The sequence below is a fragment of the Streptomyces sp. NBC_01235 genome, assembly GCF_035989285.1.
Classification (GTDB): Bacteria; Actinomycetota; Actinomycetes; order Streptomycetales; family Streptomycetaceae; genus Streptomyces.
In genome coordinates this window covers 1,956,694-1,971,136 of sequence record NZ_CP108513.1, presented here as the reverse complement: position 1 = coordinate 1,971,136, position 14,443 = coordinate 1,956,694, and the positions used below count along the sequence as shown (strand labels likewise).

Sequence of the window (14,443 nt, the reverse complement as noted above, 5' to 3'; positions counted from 1 at the left end):
CGCGCGTCACCGCCCGGTGGCCTCCCTCATCAGCCGGACCCCGTCCCGGATGCGCGCGGGCGGCACGTGCGCGTAGCCGAGGACGAGACGGACCTCCGCCCCGTCGTCCTCGGCACGCGCGTGTACGTACTCGCTCAGCGCACGCACCTCGACGCCGGCCGCGGCCGCCCGTTCCAGAAACGTCCGCTGAGGCCCGTACCGCTCCGGAAGCTCGGCGATGACGTGCAGTCCCGCCGCGATCCCCGTCACCCGCGCCCCGGGGAAGTGATCCTGGAGCGCGCCCACGAGGATGTCCCGGCGCTCCCGGTAGGCCCGCTGGCAGCGGCGCAGCTGACGGTCGTAGTCGCCGCGCTCCACGAACCGGGCGAACAGCGCCTGGTCGAGGGTGGGATGGCCGAGGTCCATCGTCCGCTTGCGCTCGACGACCTCCTCGGCCAGCGCCTCGGGGACGAGCAGCCAGCCCAGCCGCAGACCCGGCGCGAGGGACTTGCTGACCGACCCGGTGTAGGCCACGCGCTCCGGGTCCAGGCCCTGGAGCGCGCCCACGGGAGCGCGGTCGTAGCGGAAGTCGCCGTCGTAGTCGTCCTCCAGCACGAAGCCGTCCACGGACCGTGCCCAGTCGAGCAGTTCGGTGCGCCGCCGCGCGGAGTACGCGATGCCGGTGGGGAACTGGTGCGCGGGCGTCGTCACCACGGCCCGTACGCCGGACGACCGGAGCGGGTCCATGGCCGGCCCCTCGGCGTCGAGCGGGAGGGGTACGGCGGTGACGCCCGCAGCCGCGTACAGGGAGCTGTGCTGGGGGCTCCCGGGGTCCTCGACGCCGACGGCGTCCGTCCCGCGCGCGTGCAGTGCGAGGCCGAGCAGCGCCGTCGCCTGGGCCACGCCCGAGACGACCACGAGGCGCTCCGGGTCGGCGACCACGCCCCGGCGGCGGGAGAGGAGTCCGGCGAGGGCGGTGCGCAGCCGGGGCAGCCCGCGCGGGTCGGGATAGCCGAGCTCGTGGTGGGGCAGCTCGGCGAGCACAGCCCGTTGCGCGGCGGCCCAGGCGGCGCGCGGGAACAGTGACAGGTCCGGTGTCCCCGGTACGAAGTCGGCCCGGGCACCCGGGGAGCGCGGAGCGAGGTCACGCGCGCGTGGCCGGGCCGCCCGTACGGCGCCGCCCACCCAGGTGCCGGCGCCCCGGCCGCTGCGCAGATAGCCCTCGGCCGTCAACTGCTCGTACGCCTCCGTGACCAGCCCGCGTGACACCCCGAGGTCGGCGGCGAGGTCGCGGCTCGACGGCAGCCGGGTGCCCTGCGCGAGCCGCCCCGAGCGCACCGCGTCCCGCAGCGCGGCCTGAAGCGCACGGCCACGCGCGCGCGGCGGGGCGGAAGCGGCCGGCAGCAGCACCTCCCAGGCCGCCGAGCCGGATGTGCCGGATGCGCCGGACGTGCTGGACGGGCCGTCAGGATTGGTCCCCGATGACGTCATGGAAGTGGACCTTAAACCGGGCCGCCGTCGTTCCTAGCGTCACGTCCATGAACGCCACCACCCTGCGCGGGTGCCTGCTCGCCGCGCTCGCCTGCGTCCTCGTCGGAGGATCCTTCACCGCCAACAGCGTCCTCGGCGCCTACCCGTACGCGGGCGGCCAGGCCCTGCGCTACGGCCTCGCCTGTCTGCTGCTCGTCCCCCTGGCCGGTGCCGGCGCCCGGGTCCGGCTGCGCGCGCTCACCCCCCGCCAGTGGGTACGCCTCGCGCTGCTCGCGGCCGTCGGGATGGTCGGCTTCAACCTGGCCGTGCTGGCCGCCGAGCGCTCCGCGGAACCCGCCGTCCCCGGAGTCTTCGTGGGCTGCGCGCCCGTCGTCGTGGCGGTCGTCGTCCCGCTCCTGGAGGGACGGCGGCCCCGGCGTCCGGTCCTGTACGGCGCGTCGCTGGTCGCCGTCGGCGCGTTCACGGTGCAGGGGTGGGGCCGTACGGACGGCGCGGGCATCGCCTGCTCGGTCTGCGCGCTGGCCGGCGAAGTCGGCTTCGCGGTCCTGGCCGTGCCCGTCCTGCGGCCGCTGGGTCCGCGGTTGCTGTCGGCCACGGTGTGCGGGCTCGCCGCGGCCGAGTCGGCCGCGATCGGCCTGCCGGCCGACGGCGCCGGGTGGCTGCGGCGGCCGGAGGGCGGGGAGGCCGCCGCGCTGCTGTGGCAGGCGGCGGTCGTCACCGTCGTCGGCTTCGTGTGCTGGTACATGGGCATGCAGCGGATCGGCGCCGAGCGCGCCACCCTCTTCTCCGGCCTCATCCCGGTCGCGGCGGCCGGCACCGCCCCTCTCGTCGGAACGGGCTCATACGGCCCCGCCCAGGCCGTCGGCAGCGCCCTCGTGGGGGTCGGAGTCGCCCTGGGCGCGGGGGTCTTGAGCCGTGCCCCGGGGGTCTCAGCGGCCGGCGTCGAGAATCAGGCGCGCGACGAGCGCCGGGTCGTCGTTCATCGGGCAGTGACCGCAGCCGGGCAGCCGCACCAGGCGCGCGGCCGGGATGACCTGCTTGGCGCGCAGGCCCTGACGGCGCACGAGCAGCCAGTCGCGGGTGCCCCAGCCGACCGTGACCGGGATCTCGGGGATGTCGTCGGTGAACCGGACGGTGGTGCCGGCCCGCAGGGTCTGGTCGAACCCGGTGGCCTGTGCCAGGGCCAGCGTCTCGGCGACCACGGCCTCGGGTGAGCGGCGGCTCGGGCGGGCGTAGATGGTGCTGGTGAGGGCCGTACGGCCGGCCGCCGTGCGCGCCATCCGCTCGACGAGAGGCAGCGGCAGCCGGCGGGAGATCTGCCGCATCGTCATCAGGACGCCGAAGGCGTAGCGCCGCTCGGCCTCCGACCAGAACCCGGCCGGGGACAGAGCGGTGACGGACCGTACGAGCTTCTCCCGGCCGAGTTCCAGGGCGAGCAGACCGCCGAGGGAGTTGCCGGCCACATGGGGGTGGTCCAGCTCCAGCGCCTCGCAGAACGCGCCGAACACCGCGGCCGTCGTGGGCAGGTCGTAGGCGAGCCCGTCCGGCAGGGCCGGGGAGACGCCGAAGCCGGGCAGGTCCACGGCGATCACCTCGCGCTCGGCGGCCAGGATGTCCACCACCGGGTCCCAGGCCTGCCGGTGATGACCGATGCCGTGCAGCAGGAGCAGCGGCTCGCCCTCTCCCGCGCGCGCGTAGGAGACGGTGACGGGCAGCGGGCCGCTGGGGGAGGGGACCGCGAAGGAGACGGTGGCGGACATCGGAAGCTCCTCGTCTGGACTGGCCGGCGGACGCCTGAGTCAGGACGCCTTAGACAGCTTGTCAGCAATTACTACCGGCGGGTAGCCCTCTGGCGGGTGAACACCGTGAGCCCATCGCCAGCCCATCGCCATCCCCTCGCCCTGCTCAACGCGCTCTGCGCAGCTCCAGGTTGAAGTCCGCGTGACCGAAGCGCCGCATGAGGTCCAGCCACAGCGGCAGCCACATCTCCACGCTCCGCGCCGCCCGGATGCCGCCCAGGTCGAGCACCCGGTCCGCCGGCCAGCCGAACTCCCCGAGCAGCGCCGTGACCTGTTCCTTGGCGTCCGCGTCCTCCCCGCACACGAAGATCTGGTGCTCGCCCGGCACGCGCGCGGGATCCACCATCACCTGACAGTTGACGGTGTTGAGGGACTTCACCACGCGCGCGTGCGGAAACGCCCGCTGGATCTGCTCGCCCACGCTGTCCGACTCCACGGGCGACAGCCGCGCCTCTCCGTCCTCGAACGCGAGTGGGTTGGAGACGTCCACCACGACCTTCCCGTCGAGGTGGGACGCCCCGGCCGCCTCAAGCGCGGCCAGCGACGCCCGCCCGGCCACCGCGTTCACGACCACCTCGGCAGTGGCGGCCGCCTCCGCGAACGTACCGGCGCTCGCCCCCTTCCCCGCTCCCCGCGCCCACTCGAGGGCTGTCGGGTTGTCCTTCGTGCGCGAACCCAGGACCACCGTGTGCCCCAGCTCCACCAGCTTTCCGCCCAAAGTGCGACCGACCTCGCCCGTACCCAGCACCGCGTACCGCACAGCGACCTCCCGTTCGTCGGATCAGACCTTCGTCACGGTAATTCCCGACCGGCCTCGGAGCCCGCGTTTCACGACCAGGACTTTGCCGGAGTGTCACGAAAGCGCGCCCGTGCGAACGCCCCGTAAACGCTTTCCCCCGGACGCCCGGCGGCGCCCGGAGGGTTGGAGGATTGGTCTTGACCAAGGGTGGGGGCCGCCCTATGGTCGCAGAGAAGTACAACAACCTTTAATAAACAAGGGCGCGAAAAACGCCGCCGGACCACGGCGATTGCGGAGGACAGGGTGGGGACCACGCAACTGGAATCGGTACCGGAACCGAAGTACTGGCATCTCAAGACGGTGCTCAGCGAGGCACTCGACTCCGAATTCACGGTGGGCGAGATCCTGCCCAACGAGCGTGAGCTGGCCGCCCGCTTCGGCGTCGCCCGCGCGACGCTCCGTCAGGCGCTGGAGCAGCTCGAACTGGAGGGCCGGCTGCAACGCCGCCGTGGCGTCGGCACCACCGTGGCGCCGCCGCGGATGGGCGTCGCCGTCGGCTCCGAACAGCAGGTCTGGCCGGGGACGGGCGACGACGCCTGGCAGGCCGTCGACTGCACACTCGCGGCTCCGCCCGCGGCCGTAGCCACCGCCCTGGAGACCGCCCGCGACCAGGCCGTGCACATCGTGCGCCGCTCGCGGGTCTCGCACGGCCAGCCCGTCGCCGCGGAACTGCTCTACGTCCCCCGGACGTCGGTGCCCGACCTCGCCGCGATCGACGCCCCGTCCGAGGCGGCACGCGCGCGTGCCGTGCTGCGCGAGCTCCAGCACCTGGAACTACAGGGCCAGGACCGCGCCGTGGAGCTGGGCTCGGCCCGCGCGGACGACGCCAAGGAACTCGACCGGCTCCCCGGCGCGCCCGTCCTCGTCGTCACCACCCGCTTCTTCGCCGAGGGCCGCACCGCGGCGCTCTCCGTGGCCACGTATCGCGCTGACACATGCCGCCTGACGTTCGGCGCGTCCGGCGGCGTGGAGATACACCACGGCCCGGAGCGGCAGGCGTCCTGACCAACCCGTCGTCTCGGGCCCCGTGCGGCAGGCTCACAGTCGGATGGGCATTTCGTGGCCACTTCGTGGCAGAGTGTGACGCGGCCGCCCGGCGCCCAGGAGACGTCGGGCATCCTCCCTGGTCAGGGCTGTACCGGCTTGACCGGCCAGCGTCCGGAGGGACGTGTCACGCGGGTCGGCGGCTTGTCCGGCGACACCAGGACACGAAAACGATTGGCGGCATGGAGCAGCACGTCCACGCTCCGGTCCTGTGCAACCCACGGGTCCGGCAAGCCAATCAGAGACGTTCTGCGAACAGCCTGCGCACGGCTGCCGACGGGATACGTCCCCGCGCCCCGGAACTCCTCCGGGGCGCGGCGCGCTTCACCCGTGACGGCTGGTCACCGCCGCGCGGTCACCGTCCCCTCCACCGCGAACAACTGCTCCTCCACGTGGTCGAGGGCGAGCCGCAGCGCCCCCGTCGCCACCGCCGCCTCTCCGAGCAGTGACAGGGTCACCCTCGGCGGCCGCAGACAGTAGCGCGCCAACTCGTGGCGCAGAGGCTCCAGTACGCCGTCCAGACCGGCCGCCCAGCCGCCGACCACGACCAGCTCCGGGTCGAGCGCCAGGACCAGCGCGGCCACGTCGTGCACCAGCCGCTGGATGAAGCGGTCCACCGCGGCCCGGGCCCGCTGGTCGCCCTCGCGCGCCTGCGCGAACACCTTCGCGACCGCCTGCTCGTCCAACGGATGCAGCGGCTCGTCCGTCGTGGACAGCAGCGTCTCAGGGGTCACCTCCCGCCCCAGCAGATGCAGCGCGCCGATCTCCCCGGCCGCCCCGCCGTACCCCCGGTGCAGCCGCCCCCCGATCAGCGAGCCGGCGCCCGGACTCAGCCCGGCCAGCACGAAGACGACGTCGTCGGACTCGGTGGCAGCCCCCTTCCAGTGCTCGGCCACGGCCGCCGCGTTGGCGTCGTTCTCCACCAGCACCGGACACCTGAAGGAACGACTCAGCCGCTCGCCCAGCCGCAGCCCCGTCCACTCGGGCAGCGCCGTGCCCAGCCGCACGGTCCCGTCCGCCTCGACGATCCCGGGCGTGGCGACCCCCACCGCCCGCAGGGAGCTGCGCGGCACGCCCGCCCGGCGCAGCAGCTCGGCGACCGCAGACCGCACCCGCTCCAGCCTCTCGTCCGCCGGGGCGCTCTCGTCGACGTCCTTGACCTGCGCGCCCAGCACCCGGCCGTCCAGGTCGGCCAGCAGCGCGGCCACTCGATGCGACCCGATCTCCACGCCCAGCAGATGCCCGGCCTCCGCCCGGAACCGGAACCGCCGCGCGGGCCGCCCCTGCCGCCGGGCGGCACCCTCCTCGGCCGCCTTCTCGACGACGAGCCCCGCCTGGATCAGATCCTCGACGACCCCCTCGACGGTCGGCCGGGACAGCCCCGTCACGCGGGTGATCTCCGTGAGCGTCGAGCAGTCCGCGGCACGCAGCGCGTGCAGCACCACCGCGGAATTGATCCGTCGCAACAGCGAGGGATCCCCGCCGGTCAGCTGCCCCAACGTCCGTCCTCCCAGCTCGTGCGCGTGTGGGGCGGATCGTACTCGGCAGGAGGGACCCCTGCGAGTGACGAACAGGTACCGATGACGTCACGCCCGTCTCAGCCCGGCGCGACGAACCCCGACTCGTACGCCGTGATCACCGCCTGCGTCCGGTCGCGCGCCCCGAGTTTCGCCAGTACCGCGCTGACATGGGTCTTGACCGTCTCCGTGCCGACGACGAGCCGCGCGGCGATCTCCGCGTTCGACATTCCGCGCGCCACCAGCCGCAGCACCTCGGCCTCCCGCTCGGTCAGCCGGGCCCGCTCCAGGGTGTCCCGGGCCGCCCGGTTGCCTCCTCCGTCGCCGTATTCGGCGGCCAGCCGCCGCACCGACGCCGGGAACAGCAGTGACTCGCCCTCGGCCACCAGACGCACCGCGTGCACGATCTCGGCGGGCCGGGCGCGCTTCAGCAGAAACCCGTCCGCGCCCGCTCGCAGCGCCTCGTACACGTACTCGTCGTTCTCGAAGGTCGTCACGACCAGGATCTTCGGCGGCTCGGCCACCGTCCGCAGCACCGCGCGGGTGGCCTCGATACCGTCCATCAGCGGCATGCGTACGTCCATGGCGACCACGTCCGGCCGCAGCCGCCGCACCAGTGGGATCACCGCCGCCCCATCCGCCGCCTCCCCGACCACCTCGATGTCGGACTGCGCCTCCAGCACGGCTCGAAGCCCGGCGCGGACCAGGGGTTCGTCGTCGACGATGAGTACGGTCACCGGCATCCGGCCACCCTAGATCACTTCAGCGGCAGTTCTGCGTGTACCTGCCAGTCTCCCGCGTCCGGCCCGGTCGAGGCCCGTCCCCCGAGCAGGGCCGCGCGCTCGCGTATCCCGCGCAGCCCGCTGCCCCGCCCGGGGCCGGGTATGCCGGCCGCCAGCGGATTGCGCACCTCCAGGCGCAGCAGACCGTCCGAAACCCCCACCCGGACCCGGACCGGGACCGCGCCCGCGTGCCGCAGCACATTGGTCAGCGCCTCCTGGAGGATGCGATAGCCCTCACGGGACACCGGTCCCGGCACCGCCTCCAGGGGGCCGGTCACCTCCGCGTCGACCTTCGCACCGGACACGCGCGCGGACTCCAGCAACCGGTCGGCGTCGGCGAGCGTCGGCCGGCTGTTCAGCGGCCGCTCGGCCTCGCGCAGTACCCCGAGCACGCGCTCCAGGTCCTCCAGGGCGGCCCGTCCGGTCTCCTCGATCGCGTCGAGCGCGCGGTCCGTGAACTCCGGGTCGCGAGCCGCCCTCGCCGCGCCCGCCTGCACCACCGCCACCGTCAGCGCGTGCCCGATGGAGTCGTGCAACTCGCGGGCGATGCGGTTGCGCTCCAGGAGCTGTTCGGTGCGCTCCTCCAAGGCGGCCAGCCGTTCGGCGGCCGACGGACCGAGCAGCCCGCGCGCGACGGCGGTGACCAGCTCGCCCAAGCCCACGACGGTGCCGTACAGAGCGAGCAGGGGGACGGGGATGAGCAGCGCGAGCCACCAGCCCGGCGCCGCGTCGCCGGGGAGAGGTATGTCGTCCGCCACCCGCCCGCCCGCGCCGACGGCCAGGTCGTAGACCATGGCGGGCAGCCACACGCACGCGAACAGCGCCACCGCGCCGAGGCCCATCCGGGCCTCCAGCCACAGCACCGTGCGCAGCCGGTCCCGCCAGGTCGCCGAGGGTGCCACGGAGAAGCCGGGGTCGGGGTCGCCGGGCAGGAGCAGGAGCCGGGCCTGCACCCCCTCGCCGGTGCGCACGGCGGGGACCAGGCCGAGCGGGACGAGCAGCAGGGCGGGCACCCATGGCCTCGACGGGTCGATGTACATCCAGACGCTCACGACCAGCATCGGCACCCACAGGTGCAGCAGTCGTGTGTACGTCGTCCCCCGCAGCAGCGGGCGCAGGAAGCGGCCCATGCCGACCATCGTGGCAGCCCCACTGACAACGGCCCTCCCCCGAGCGAGGGAGAAGCACGCCCCGGTCGGGGGAGGACCGGCACCCCTTCGGGCGGCCAGAGTCGTGGTCATGACCAGCATCGACGTCCACGACCTCACCAAGGAGTACGGCCCCCGGCGGGCCGTGGACCGCCTCACCTTCAGCGTGCGGGCCGGCCGTGTCACCGGCTTCCTCGGCCCCAACGGCGCGGGCAAGTCCACGACCCTGCGACTCGTCCTCGGCCTCGACCGGCCCACCTCGGGTACCGCCACCCTCGGCGGGCGGACCTACGCCGCCCTGCGCGAACCCCTGCGGCACGTCGGCGCCCTGCTCGACGCGCAGGCCGCGCACGGCTCCCGGACCGGCCGCGACCATCTGCTCGCCCTGGCGGCGAGCAACCGCATCCCCGTCCGCCGGGTCGACAAGGTGCTGGAGGAGACCGGGCTCGCCCCGGCCGCGCGGCGCCGGGCGAAGACCTACTCCCTGGGCATGCGTCAACGCCTCGGCATCGCCGCCGCCCTGCTCGGCGACCCCGCAGTCGTGCTCCTCGACGAGCCGTCCAACGGGCTCGACCCCGAAGGCATCGTCTGGATCCGCGGGTTGCTGAGGCGGCTGGCCGCGGAAGGCCGCACCGTGTTCGTCTCCAGCCACCTCATGAACGAGACCGCGTCCTTCGCCGACCACCTCGTCGTCCTCGGCCGGGGCCGCCTGCTGGCCGACACCCCCATGCGGGACTTCATCGACGCGCGCGTGCAGCCCCGCGTACGCATCCGTACGACCGACCCGACCGCGCTGAAGAGTGCCCTCGCCGGGCACGGCCACGACGCCGTGGAACATCCCGACGGGCACTGGAGCGTGCACCACGCGCGCGTGGACGACATCGGCCGCCTCGTGTCCGACGCCGGAGTCCCCCTGCTCGAACTGACCGCGGAGGAAGGCACGCTGGAGCAGGCCTACCTCGACCTGACCGCCGCCGACGCCGAGTTCGCGGCCCCGCACCACCAGGAGGCCTGACCATGGGAACCACGGCGTTCACGCCCGCACTCCACGCCGAGTGGATCAAGATTCGTACGCTGCGCTCACAGATCGCCTGCCTGTGCGCGATGTTGCTCGCCACGGTCGCGTTCTCCGCGCTGTCCGGTCTCGGCGCCGACGGCGACGACGTCGATCCCCTCTTCTCCGCCTTCTTCGGCGTGAGCTTCGGCCAGATCGCGGCGGTCGCCTTCGGCACCACGGCCCTCTCCGCCGAGTTCCAGGGCGGCGCCCTGCGCCTGTCGCTGGCCGCGGTGCCCCACCGGGGTCGCTGGTTCGCCGCCAAGCTGACGGCGATCGCCCTGCCGGTACTGGCCGTCGGCCTGGCCACGGGCCTGGTGACCCTGGCCGTGGGCAGCGCGGTGCTGGGGGAGAAGGCAGAGGGGCTGGGCACGGCGGAGGGCCTGCGCGGGGTGACCGGTTGCGCGGTCTACCTGACCCTGATGGCCCTGCTGGCCGCCGGTCTGACGACGGTCCTGCGCAGCGGAGTGGGCGCGCTGAGCATCCTCGTGCCCTTCCTCCTCATCGTGTCCTTCGTGCTCGGCGACCTGTCCGGCAACGCCGCCGACTTCCTGCCCGACCGGGCCGGGCAGGTGGCCCTCCACAGCCGGTGGGACGGCATTCTGGACCCATGGACCGGCCTGGCGGTGACCGCCCTCTGGACGGCGACGGCGATCACGGCCGGGGCGTGGCGGGTGAGGCGCAGGGACGCCTGAGCGGGGAAGGGGGCTGACGGCCCGCCCATTGTCAGTGGCGGCGGGTCTGCTGGAGCTCGTGGACATCGGCAGCCACCTCACCGGCGCCGGCCACCGCACGGCGGCCTGAGCGACCGGTCACGGCCTCGCGGGGCGGACGCGGCGGTGCGCCTCGCCGAAGCGGAGCGGTTCCATGAGAAGGAGGACCTGGCAGGGAAGCTGACGGACCGACGGGGAGAGCCGCACCACGTCGGCCCGCAGACGGTCCGGCTGCGGACCGGGACCGAGGACGTACCCGAGCCCTGGGCACAGCTGAGCCTCCGGGTGGGCGACGTCTGCCTCTGGCAGGTGGCGGAGCACGGCCGCTGGGTGGCCCTGGGCGTGGCCGATCTCGACCCGGGCGACGAGATACAACTCCTCCTGGTCGTCACGGAGAGGGACCCGCCCTGATCACCCGATGGTCCGGCCGGGGTCAGCCCTCCGCCGCCACCCGCAGTCGCGCGAACTCCTGCGCCATCGTCGCCGCCGTCCAATGCGCGTTCAGACCTCTGAATATTCCAATAACTACCCATTTGTTTTAAAATTGATCTTGTGAGCAGGATCAATTCAGAATCGAATTCGCCTTTGAGGGTCAGCCCTTATGCTCGCATCTCTGACACGGATGAAGAGCGGGCACCTGGCATCGATCGACAGTTGCGGACAGTGCACCCGCTTATCGCCTCGCGGGATGCCGTCCAAACGCGCGACTATACAGACAACGACAAGTCGGCCTATAAGCCGGAGGTCTTTCGCGATGACTTCGAAGCCTGGCTTCAGGACTTTATCGATGACAAGAACGATGGCATAGCCGCGTGGGATCTCGACCGCGTCTTTCGGCAGAACACAGACCTTGAACGGGTCATCAAGGCGTACTGCGATGCCTACTTGAAGCAGAAGCGTCCTAAGCCGGTGTTGTGGCTACCCTCAATGACCCTGGATCTTACCGATCCAGATGGACAGACCATTGCGCGCATGCTGGTCGCTGTCGCCAACCAGTCGAGCGCAAAGACGGTGAAGCGCGTCACTGACTTCTACCGCGATGAGGCCTTGAAGGGAAAGATCTACAGCAACTACCCCGCCTTCTATCGGAACAAAGATGGTTCCATCAACGCCGAGAAGGCAGCCATCACGTTCAAAGCGATTGAGGACGTGTTCGCGGGCGTGCGTCCAACGGCCATCGCCGATGAATGGCGCACGAAGGGCATCACGACAGCGCGCGGTGGTCGTGTGAACGGTGATTCGGTGCGACGCATCCTCATTGACCCCGGCATCGCTGGCCTTGCTGTCTATCGTAAGGAACTGCTGATTGGAACAGATGGCGAGCCAATCAAGCGTCAGGACGGCGGGCTAACAGACGAGGCGACTTGGCGGGCGGTATGTAAGGAGTTGGAAACCAAGCCTGGACGGCGGCGGAAGCCAACAAAAGCGCTTCTCAGTAAGTTTCTCCGTTGCGGCCTGTGTGGTTCGCGCATGGTACGCACTCGCAAGACAGACACCTATTTCATGTACGCCTGCCAGTCGATTGACGCTGGCGGGTGTGCCAGGGTGGCGATCTCCGGTCCCAGGCTAGACAAGCAAATCACTGCCTTGGTGCTGGCCTACCTCAGCCAGCCGATCGATGCCGTAGAAGACACGCCTTTCGAAGGGCAAGCGCGGCTCGATGAAGTGACGGCCAAGATTGCCGAACTGATGACCGCTTACCGCACTGGTGCGATGTCAGGTTCGATCGTGTTTCCCTCGATCAAGGAGCTTGAGGATGAGCAGAAGGTTCTTCAGGGGCAAGCAGCCAAGCACGTCCGCATGAAGCGGAAGGTCACGACCGCTGCTGATGAATGGGACGACATCGGGCTTGAGCGCCAACAGGCCATCATCGGTGAAGTCTTTGAAGTCATCGTCATCATGCCCGCCAGCAACCCAAAGGGCGGCGTGTATGAAGCAGAGCGGGCGAAGCCAGTTTGGCGTTCACCCGAGAAGTAGCCGTGTAACTCTCTTTCGGCGCTCCTTTGTAAGAGGAGGAGCCTTGGCTAGTTCTCGTTTAATCCAGTCCTGCGTTGTCATCACTGCGGGGCTGGATTTTTTTGTGCCCGCGTCATCTTGAACCGGCTCGACCTTGCTGGTCGGCTGCTGCTTCGTTGATGCTGGTGTAGTCGGTTTTTTGGCTGGCATTGATGATTCTCTGCATCTAATTATATATCAACCACTCCCAAACGCCACCGACCAAACTCCCCAAGTGCTCCGCCAGATCATTTTGGCTTAATGAGAGTACGACCGAGGGAAAAGTCCCGGCCGAGTACCAAACAACCGAGTGGAGCAGAAAGTGGCCATCGTCAGCCAGAAGGTCTCAGACCTCAGCGGTAAGCAGGGCACCGACAAGCAGTTCGCCGGTGTCGTCGTCCGGCAGCACCCGGACATCGACCAGCCGAAGGCGCTGGACGTGCTCGTCACCGAGCTGGGCGCGTTCAAGGACATTTCTGAGGACCTCGTAATCCTCGAAATCACCATGCCCGACGGCAAGAAGCGCGACGTGTTCAACAAGGCTGCAACCGACATGACCCAGATTCTCAAGGACGCACGCGGCACTCGTGGCCGCGTCCCCGGAACCAAGGTCGGTAACGGTAACGGCAGCTAACCCCCAGCTCCACGTCTACCACCGCTCCCGGTAGACATGGAAACCCCCGTCCTGGTGGCCCCTTGGGGGTCATCGGGACGGGGCTCATCACTTCACCGTGAGGTTCACATCTGAGGTGAAACGACCGTCACCTCAGACGCAGTCCCACGGTCGAGAAGGTACGTGGTTACGTGATAACCGGCATCTTGTTCCCCTGCGACGAGGAACAGCCCATCAAGCGGGTTGAGTTCGACGCGGAGAACGTGGAAACCATCCAAGGCATGGTTGGCGGCACATTCGAGGCGTTCAACTTCGACAGTCCGCCGGCCTCGATCCTCGCGAATGACGAGGCGATGCTTTGGTCGTTGCCGTTCAACATGCGCGCCACGGTCATGTTGTGGCAGCACGCCAAGGGGCTCCGCGGCCAGGCGTATATCAGTGGGGATGCAATCCTCACGGGTGCGCCCGGCAGGAACGGCCGTACCAAGTCGGTTCCCCCGCAGCTGATTGAACTGCTGCTGGAAACCGAAGTCTACGGCGTGGAGTTCATGCACCACCCCGAGGGCCCATGGTCGCGTAAGGCGATTACGTTTAACGACTGGTTGGAGGCGTATAACTACGCGATCATCCACGAGGAGACGTACGCGACGGTCAGGAACGCTCGGGTCATCCGTGCCGAGTAGCGGCCGGTAGAAACACCCCCGTCCTGTTGACCTGTATGGTTCATCAGGACGGGGTCTTTAAATACTGGTGTTGTGAATTCCGCCCTCTGTAAAGAAACTGAAATATGTCATAATAGACAAAGTGACGGCATCCGTGCCGCATCTAAACTCCGCCTCCCACTTGGTCGCTCAGGTGGTCTGATGGCGGAAACCCCCGCTCTGGCCAGGTATGTCAGAACGGGGGTTTTTCTTTTCTCCACCTCTGTTGAAACTTATAGTTGTAAATTCTACGTCTTCACGAAAAGAGACTGTTGTGTAATAAATAGCTCTTGGACTTGAAGCGAACTCTTGTCCCTCGCCTAAAAAGGTGAGCAGCACTATCTCTTGCGTAGCGACACGCTGAGAGATTGGATGGTGGCCAGATGGCCGAGTTTGACGGCAAGGAAGCCAGGGTGGACCGCTCGGGCGGCACCATCAACGTCTACTACGGTGGAGCCTTCGGGAACATCCCCGGCGACGGTCACGGACACGTGAAGGCGACCGGCGGTCCGCTGGGCGAGAACATCGTCTACTGGCGTCTCCCCCAAAGTGAAGGTGGCGACGTGATCGTCAGCAACTCGTGGGACACCAAGTACGGCAATGACCTGAGCGAACACCTCACCGACGAGTTCTAGCACGCCACGACCTGGACATGTCTATAAACTGTCCGCTTTTCTTTTGGTAAAATGGATTCAAGCATGAGTAGCGATACAAGCATTCCCCAGACAGCACTGAACGCATTTCCTGTACTTTCTAGAGCGACATTCACTAAGAGGTTCGCTCTACCTGATACCACCTTTGATATTTT

14 protein-coding genes and 2 pseudogenes are annotated in these 14,443 nt (G+C 69.5%); 9 read left to right on the top strand and 7 right to left on the bottom strand.

Going from position 1 to position 14,443, the window contains the following annotated elements; all coding sequences use genetic code 11:
• Positions 1 to 6: 6 nt before the first annotated feature.
• Positions 7 to 1,470 carry a MocR-like pyridoxine biosynthesis transcription factor PdxR gene (pdxR, locus tag OG289_RS08275; protein ID WP_327313357.1) on the bottom strand — a complete coding sequence of 488 codons (1,464 nt, stop codon included), beginning with the start codon at positions 1,468 to 1,470 and terminating at the stop codon, positions 7 to 9.
• Here pdxR and OG289_RS08270 point away from each other — a divergent pair.
• Positions 1,410 to 2,354, top strand: a pseudogene (locus OG289_RS08270) (DMT family transporter); the annotation flags it as partial. The gene pdxR and the pseudogene OG289_RS08270 sit on opposite strands and share 61 nt — an antisense overlap.
• 45 nt (positions 2,355 to 2,399) lie before the next feature.
• Here the strand turns inward: OG289_RS08270 and OG289_RS08265 are convergent.
• Complete coding sequence (locus OG289_RS08265; RefSeq protein WP_327313356.1) at positions 2,400 to 3,230, bottom strand: alpha/beta fold hydrolase; 831 nt, start codon at positions 3,228 to 3,230, stop codon at positions 2,400 to 2,402.
• A 145-nt stretch (positions 3,231 to 3,375) separates the two neighbouring features.
• Positions 3,376 to 4,029 (bottom strand): NADPH-dependent F420 reductase, encoded by a 654-nt coding sequence (locus tag OG289_RS08260; RefSeq protein WP_327313355.1) that lies wholly within the window; start codon positions 4,027 to 4,029, stop codon positions 3,376 to 3,378.
• Between the two features lie 282 nt (positions 4,030 to 4,311).
• On the opposite strand from OG289_RS08260, the gene OG289_RS08255 reads away from it, so the two are divergent.
• The gene (locus OG289_RS08255; protein WP_327313354.1) at positions 4,312 to 5,073 is read left to right on the top strand and encodes a GntR family transcriptional regulator; all 762 of its coding nucleotides are present in this window, start codon (positions 4,312 to 4,314) and stop codon (positions 5,071 to 5,073) included.
• 380 nt (positions 5,074 to 5,453) lie between these two features.
• Here the strand turns inward: OG289_RS08255 and OG289_RS08250 are convergent, their stop codons facing one another.
• The 3 genes from OG289_RS08250 to OG289_RS08240 all read right to left on the bottom strand — a co-directional run bounded on the left by OG289_RS08250 (position 5,454) and on the right by OG289_RS08240 (position 8,541).
• Positions 5,454 to 6,611, bottom strand: coding sequence for an ROK family transcriptional regulator (locus OG289_RS08250; RefSeq protein WP_327313353.1), 1,158 nt, complete (start codon positions 6,609 to 6,611; stop codon positions 5,454 to 5,456).
• A 98-nt stretch (positions 6,612 to 6,709) separates the two neighbouring features.
• A complete protein-coding gene (locus OG289_RS08245; protein ID WP_327313352.1) occupies positions 6,710 to 7,372 on the bottom strand; it encodes a response regulator transcription factor in 663 nt (220 codons plus the stop codon).
• A gap of 14 nt (positions 7,373 to 7,386) precedes the next feature.
• Positions 7,387 to 8,541 carry a sensor histidine kinase gene (locus OG289_RS08240; RefSeq protein ID WP_327313351.1) on the bottom strand — a complete coding sequence of 385 codons (1,155 nt, stop codon included), beginning with the start codon at positions 8,539 to 8,541 and terminating at the stop codon, positions 7,387 to 7,389.
• Positions 8,542 to 8,650: 109 nt separating this feature from the next.
• Between OG289_RS08240 and OG289_RS08235 the strand changes: the two genes are divergently transcribed.
• The 3 genes from OG289_RS08235 to OG289_RS08225 all read left to right on the top strand — a co-directional run bounded on the left by OG289_RS08235 (position 8,651) and on the right by OG289_RS08225 (position 10,737).
• On the top strand, positions 8,651 to 9,574 hold the full coding sequence (locus OG289_RS08235) for an ABC transporter ATP-binding protein (RefSeq protein ID WP_327313350.1): 924 nt from the start codon (positions 8,651 to 8,653) through the stop codon (positions 9,572 to 9,574).
• A gap of 2 nt (positions 9,575 to 9,576) precedes the next feature.
• A complete protein-coding gene (locus OG289_RS08230) occupies positions 9,577 to 10,308 on the top strand; it encodes an ABC transporter permease (RefSeq protein ID WP_327313349.1) in 732 nt (243 codons plus the stop codon).
• A 144-nt stretch (positions 10,309 to 10,452) separates the two neighbouring features.
• Positions 10,453 to 10,737 (top strand): hypothetical protein, encoded by a 285-nt coding sequence (locus OG289_RS08225; RefSeq protein ID WP_327313348.1) that lies wholly within the window; start codon positions 10,453 to 10,455, stop codon positions 10,735 to 10,737.
• 22 nt (positions 10,738 to 10,759) lie between these two features.
• Here OG289_RS08225 and OG289_RS08220 read toward each other — a convergent pair.
• Positions 10,760 to 10,834: pseudogene (locus tag OG289_RS08220) on the bottom strand (mismatch-specific DNA-glycosylase); the annotation flags it as partial.
• A gap of 44 nt (positions 10,835 to 10,878) precedes the next feature.
• Between OG289_RS08220 and OG289_RS08215 the strand changes: the two are divergent.
• The 4 genes from OG289_RS08215 (at position 10,879) to OG289_RS08200 (ending at position 14,270) form a co-directional block, all read left to right on the top strand.
• Positions 10,879 to 12,303 (top strand): recombinase family protein, encoded by a 1,425-nt coding sequence (locus OG289_RS08215; RefSeq protein ID WP_327313347.1) that lies wholly within the window; start codon positions 10,879 to 10,881, stop codon positions 12,301 to 12,303.
• Between the two features lie 340 nt (positions 12,304 to 12,643).
• Positions 12,644 to 12,955, top strand: a complete 312-nt coding sequence (locus OG289_RS08210) for a hypothetical protein (protein WP_327313346.1) — start codon at positions 12,644 to 12,646, stop codon at positions 12,953 to 12,955.
• 170 nt (positions 12,956 to 13,125) lie between these two features.
• Entirely contained in the window at positions 13,126 to 13,617 is a 492-nt protein-coding gene (locus OG289_RS08205; RefSeq protein ID WP_327313345.1) for a DUF3846 domain-containing protein, read from the top strand.
• Between the two features lie 401 nt (positions 13,618 to 14,018).
• Entirely contained in the window at positions 14,019 to 14,270 is a 252-nt protein-coding gene (locus OG289_RS08200) for a hypothetical protein (RefSeq protein WP_327313344.1), read from the top strand.
• The last annotated feature ends 173 nt before the right edge of the window (positions 14,271 to 14,443 follow it).

Coding starts and splice junctions, on each gene's coding strand:
- pdxR (WP_327313357.1), bottom strand. CDS start 1,470: ATGACGTCATCGGGGACCAATCCTGACGGCCCGTCCAGCACGTCCGGC.
- OG289_RS08265 (WP_327313356.1), bottom strand. CDS start 3,230: ATGTCCGCCACCGTCTCCTTCGCGGTCCCCTCCCCCAGCGGCCCGCTG.
- OG289_RS08245 (WP_327313352.1), bottom strand. CDS start 7,372: ATGCCGGTGACCGTACTCATCGTCGACGACGAACCCCTGGTCCGCGCC.
- OG289_RS08240 (WP_327313351.1), bottom strand. CDS start 8,541: ATGGGCCGCTTCCTGCGCCCGCTGCTGCGGGGGACGACGTACACACGA.
- OG289_RS08235 (WP_327313350.1), top strand. CDS start 8,651: ATGACCAGCATCGACGTCCACGACCTCACCAAGGAGTACGGCCCCCGG.
- OG289_RS08230 (WP_327313349.1), top strand. CDS start 9,577: ATGGGAACCACGGCGTTCACGCCCGCACTCCACGCCGAGTGGATCAAG.
- OG289_RS08200 (WP_327313344.1), top strand. CDS start 14,019: ATGGCCGAGTTTGACGGCAAGGAAGCCAGGGTGGACCGCTCGGGCGGC.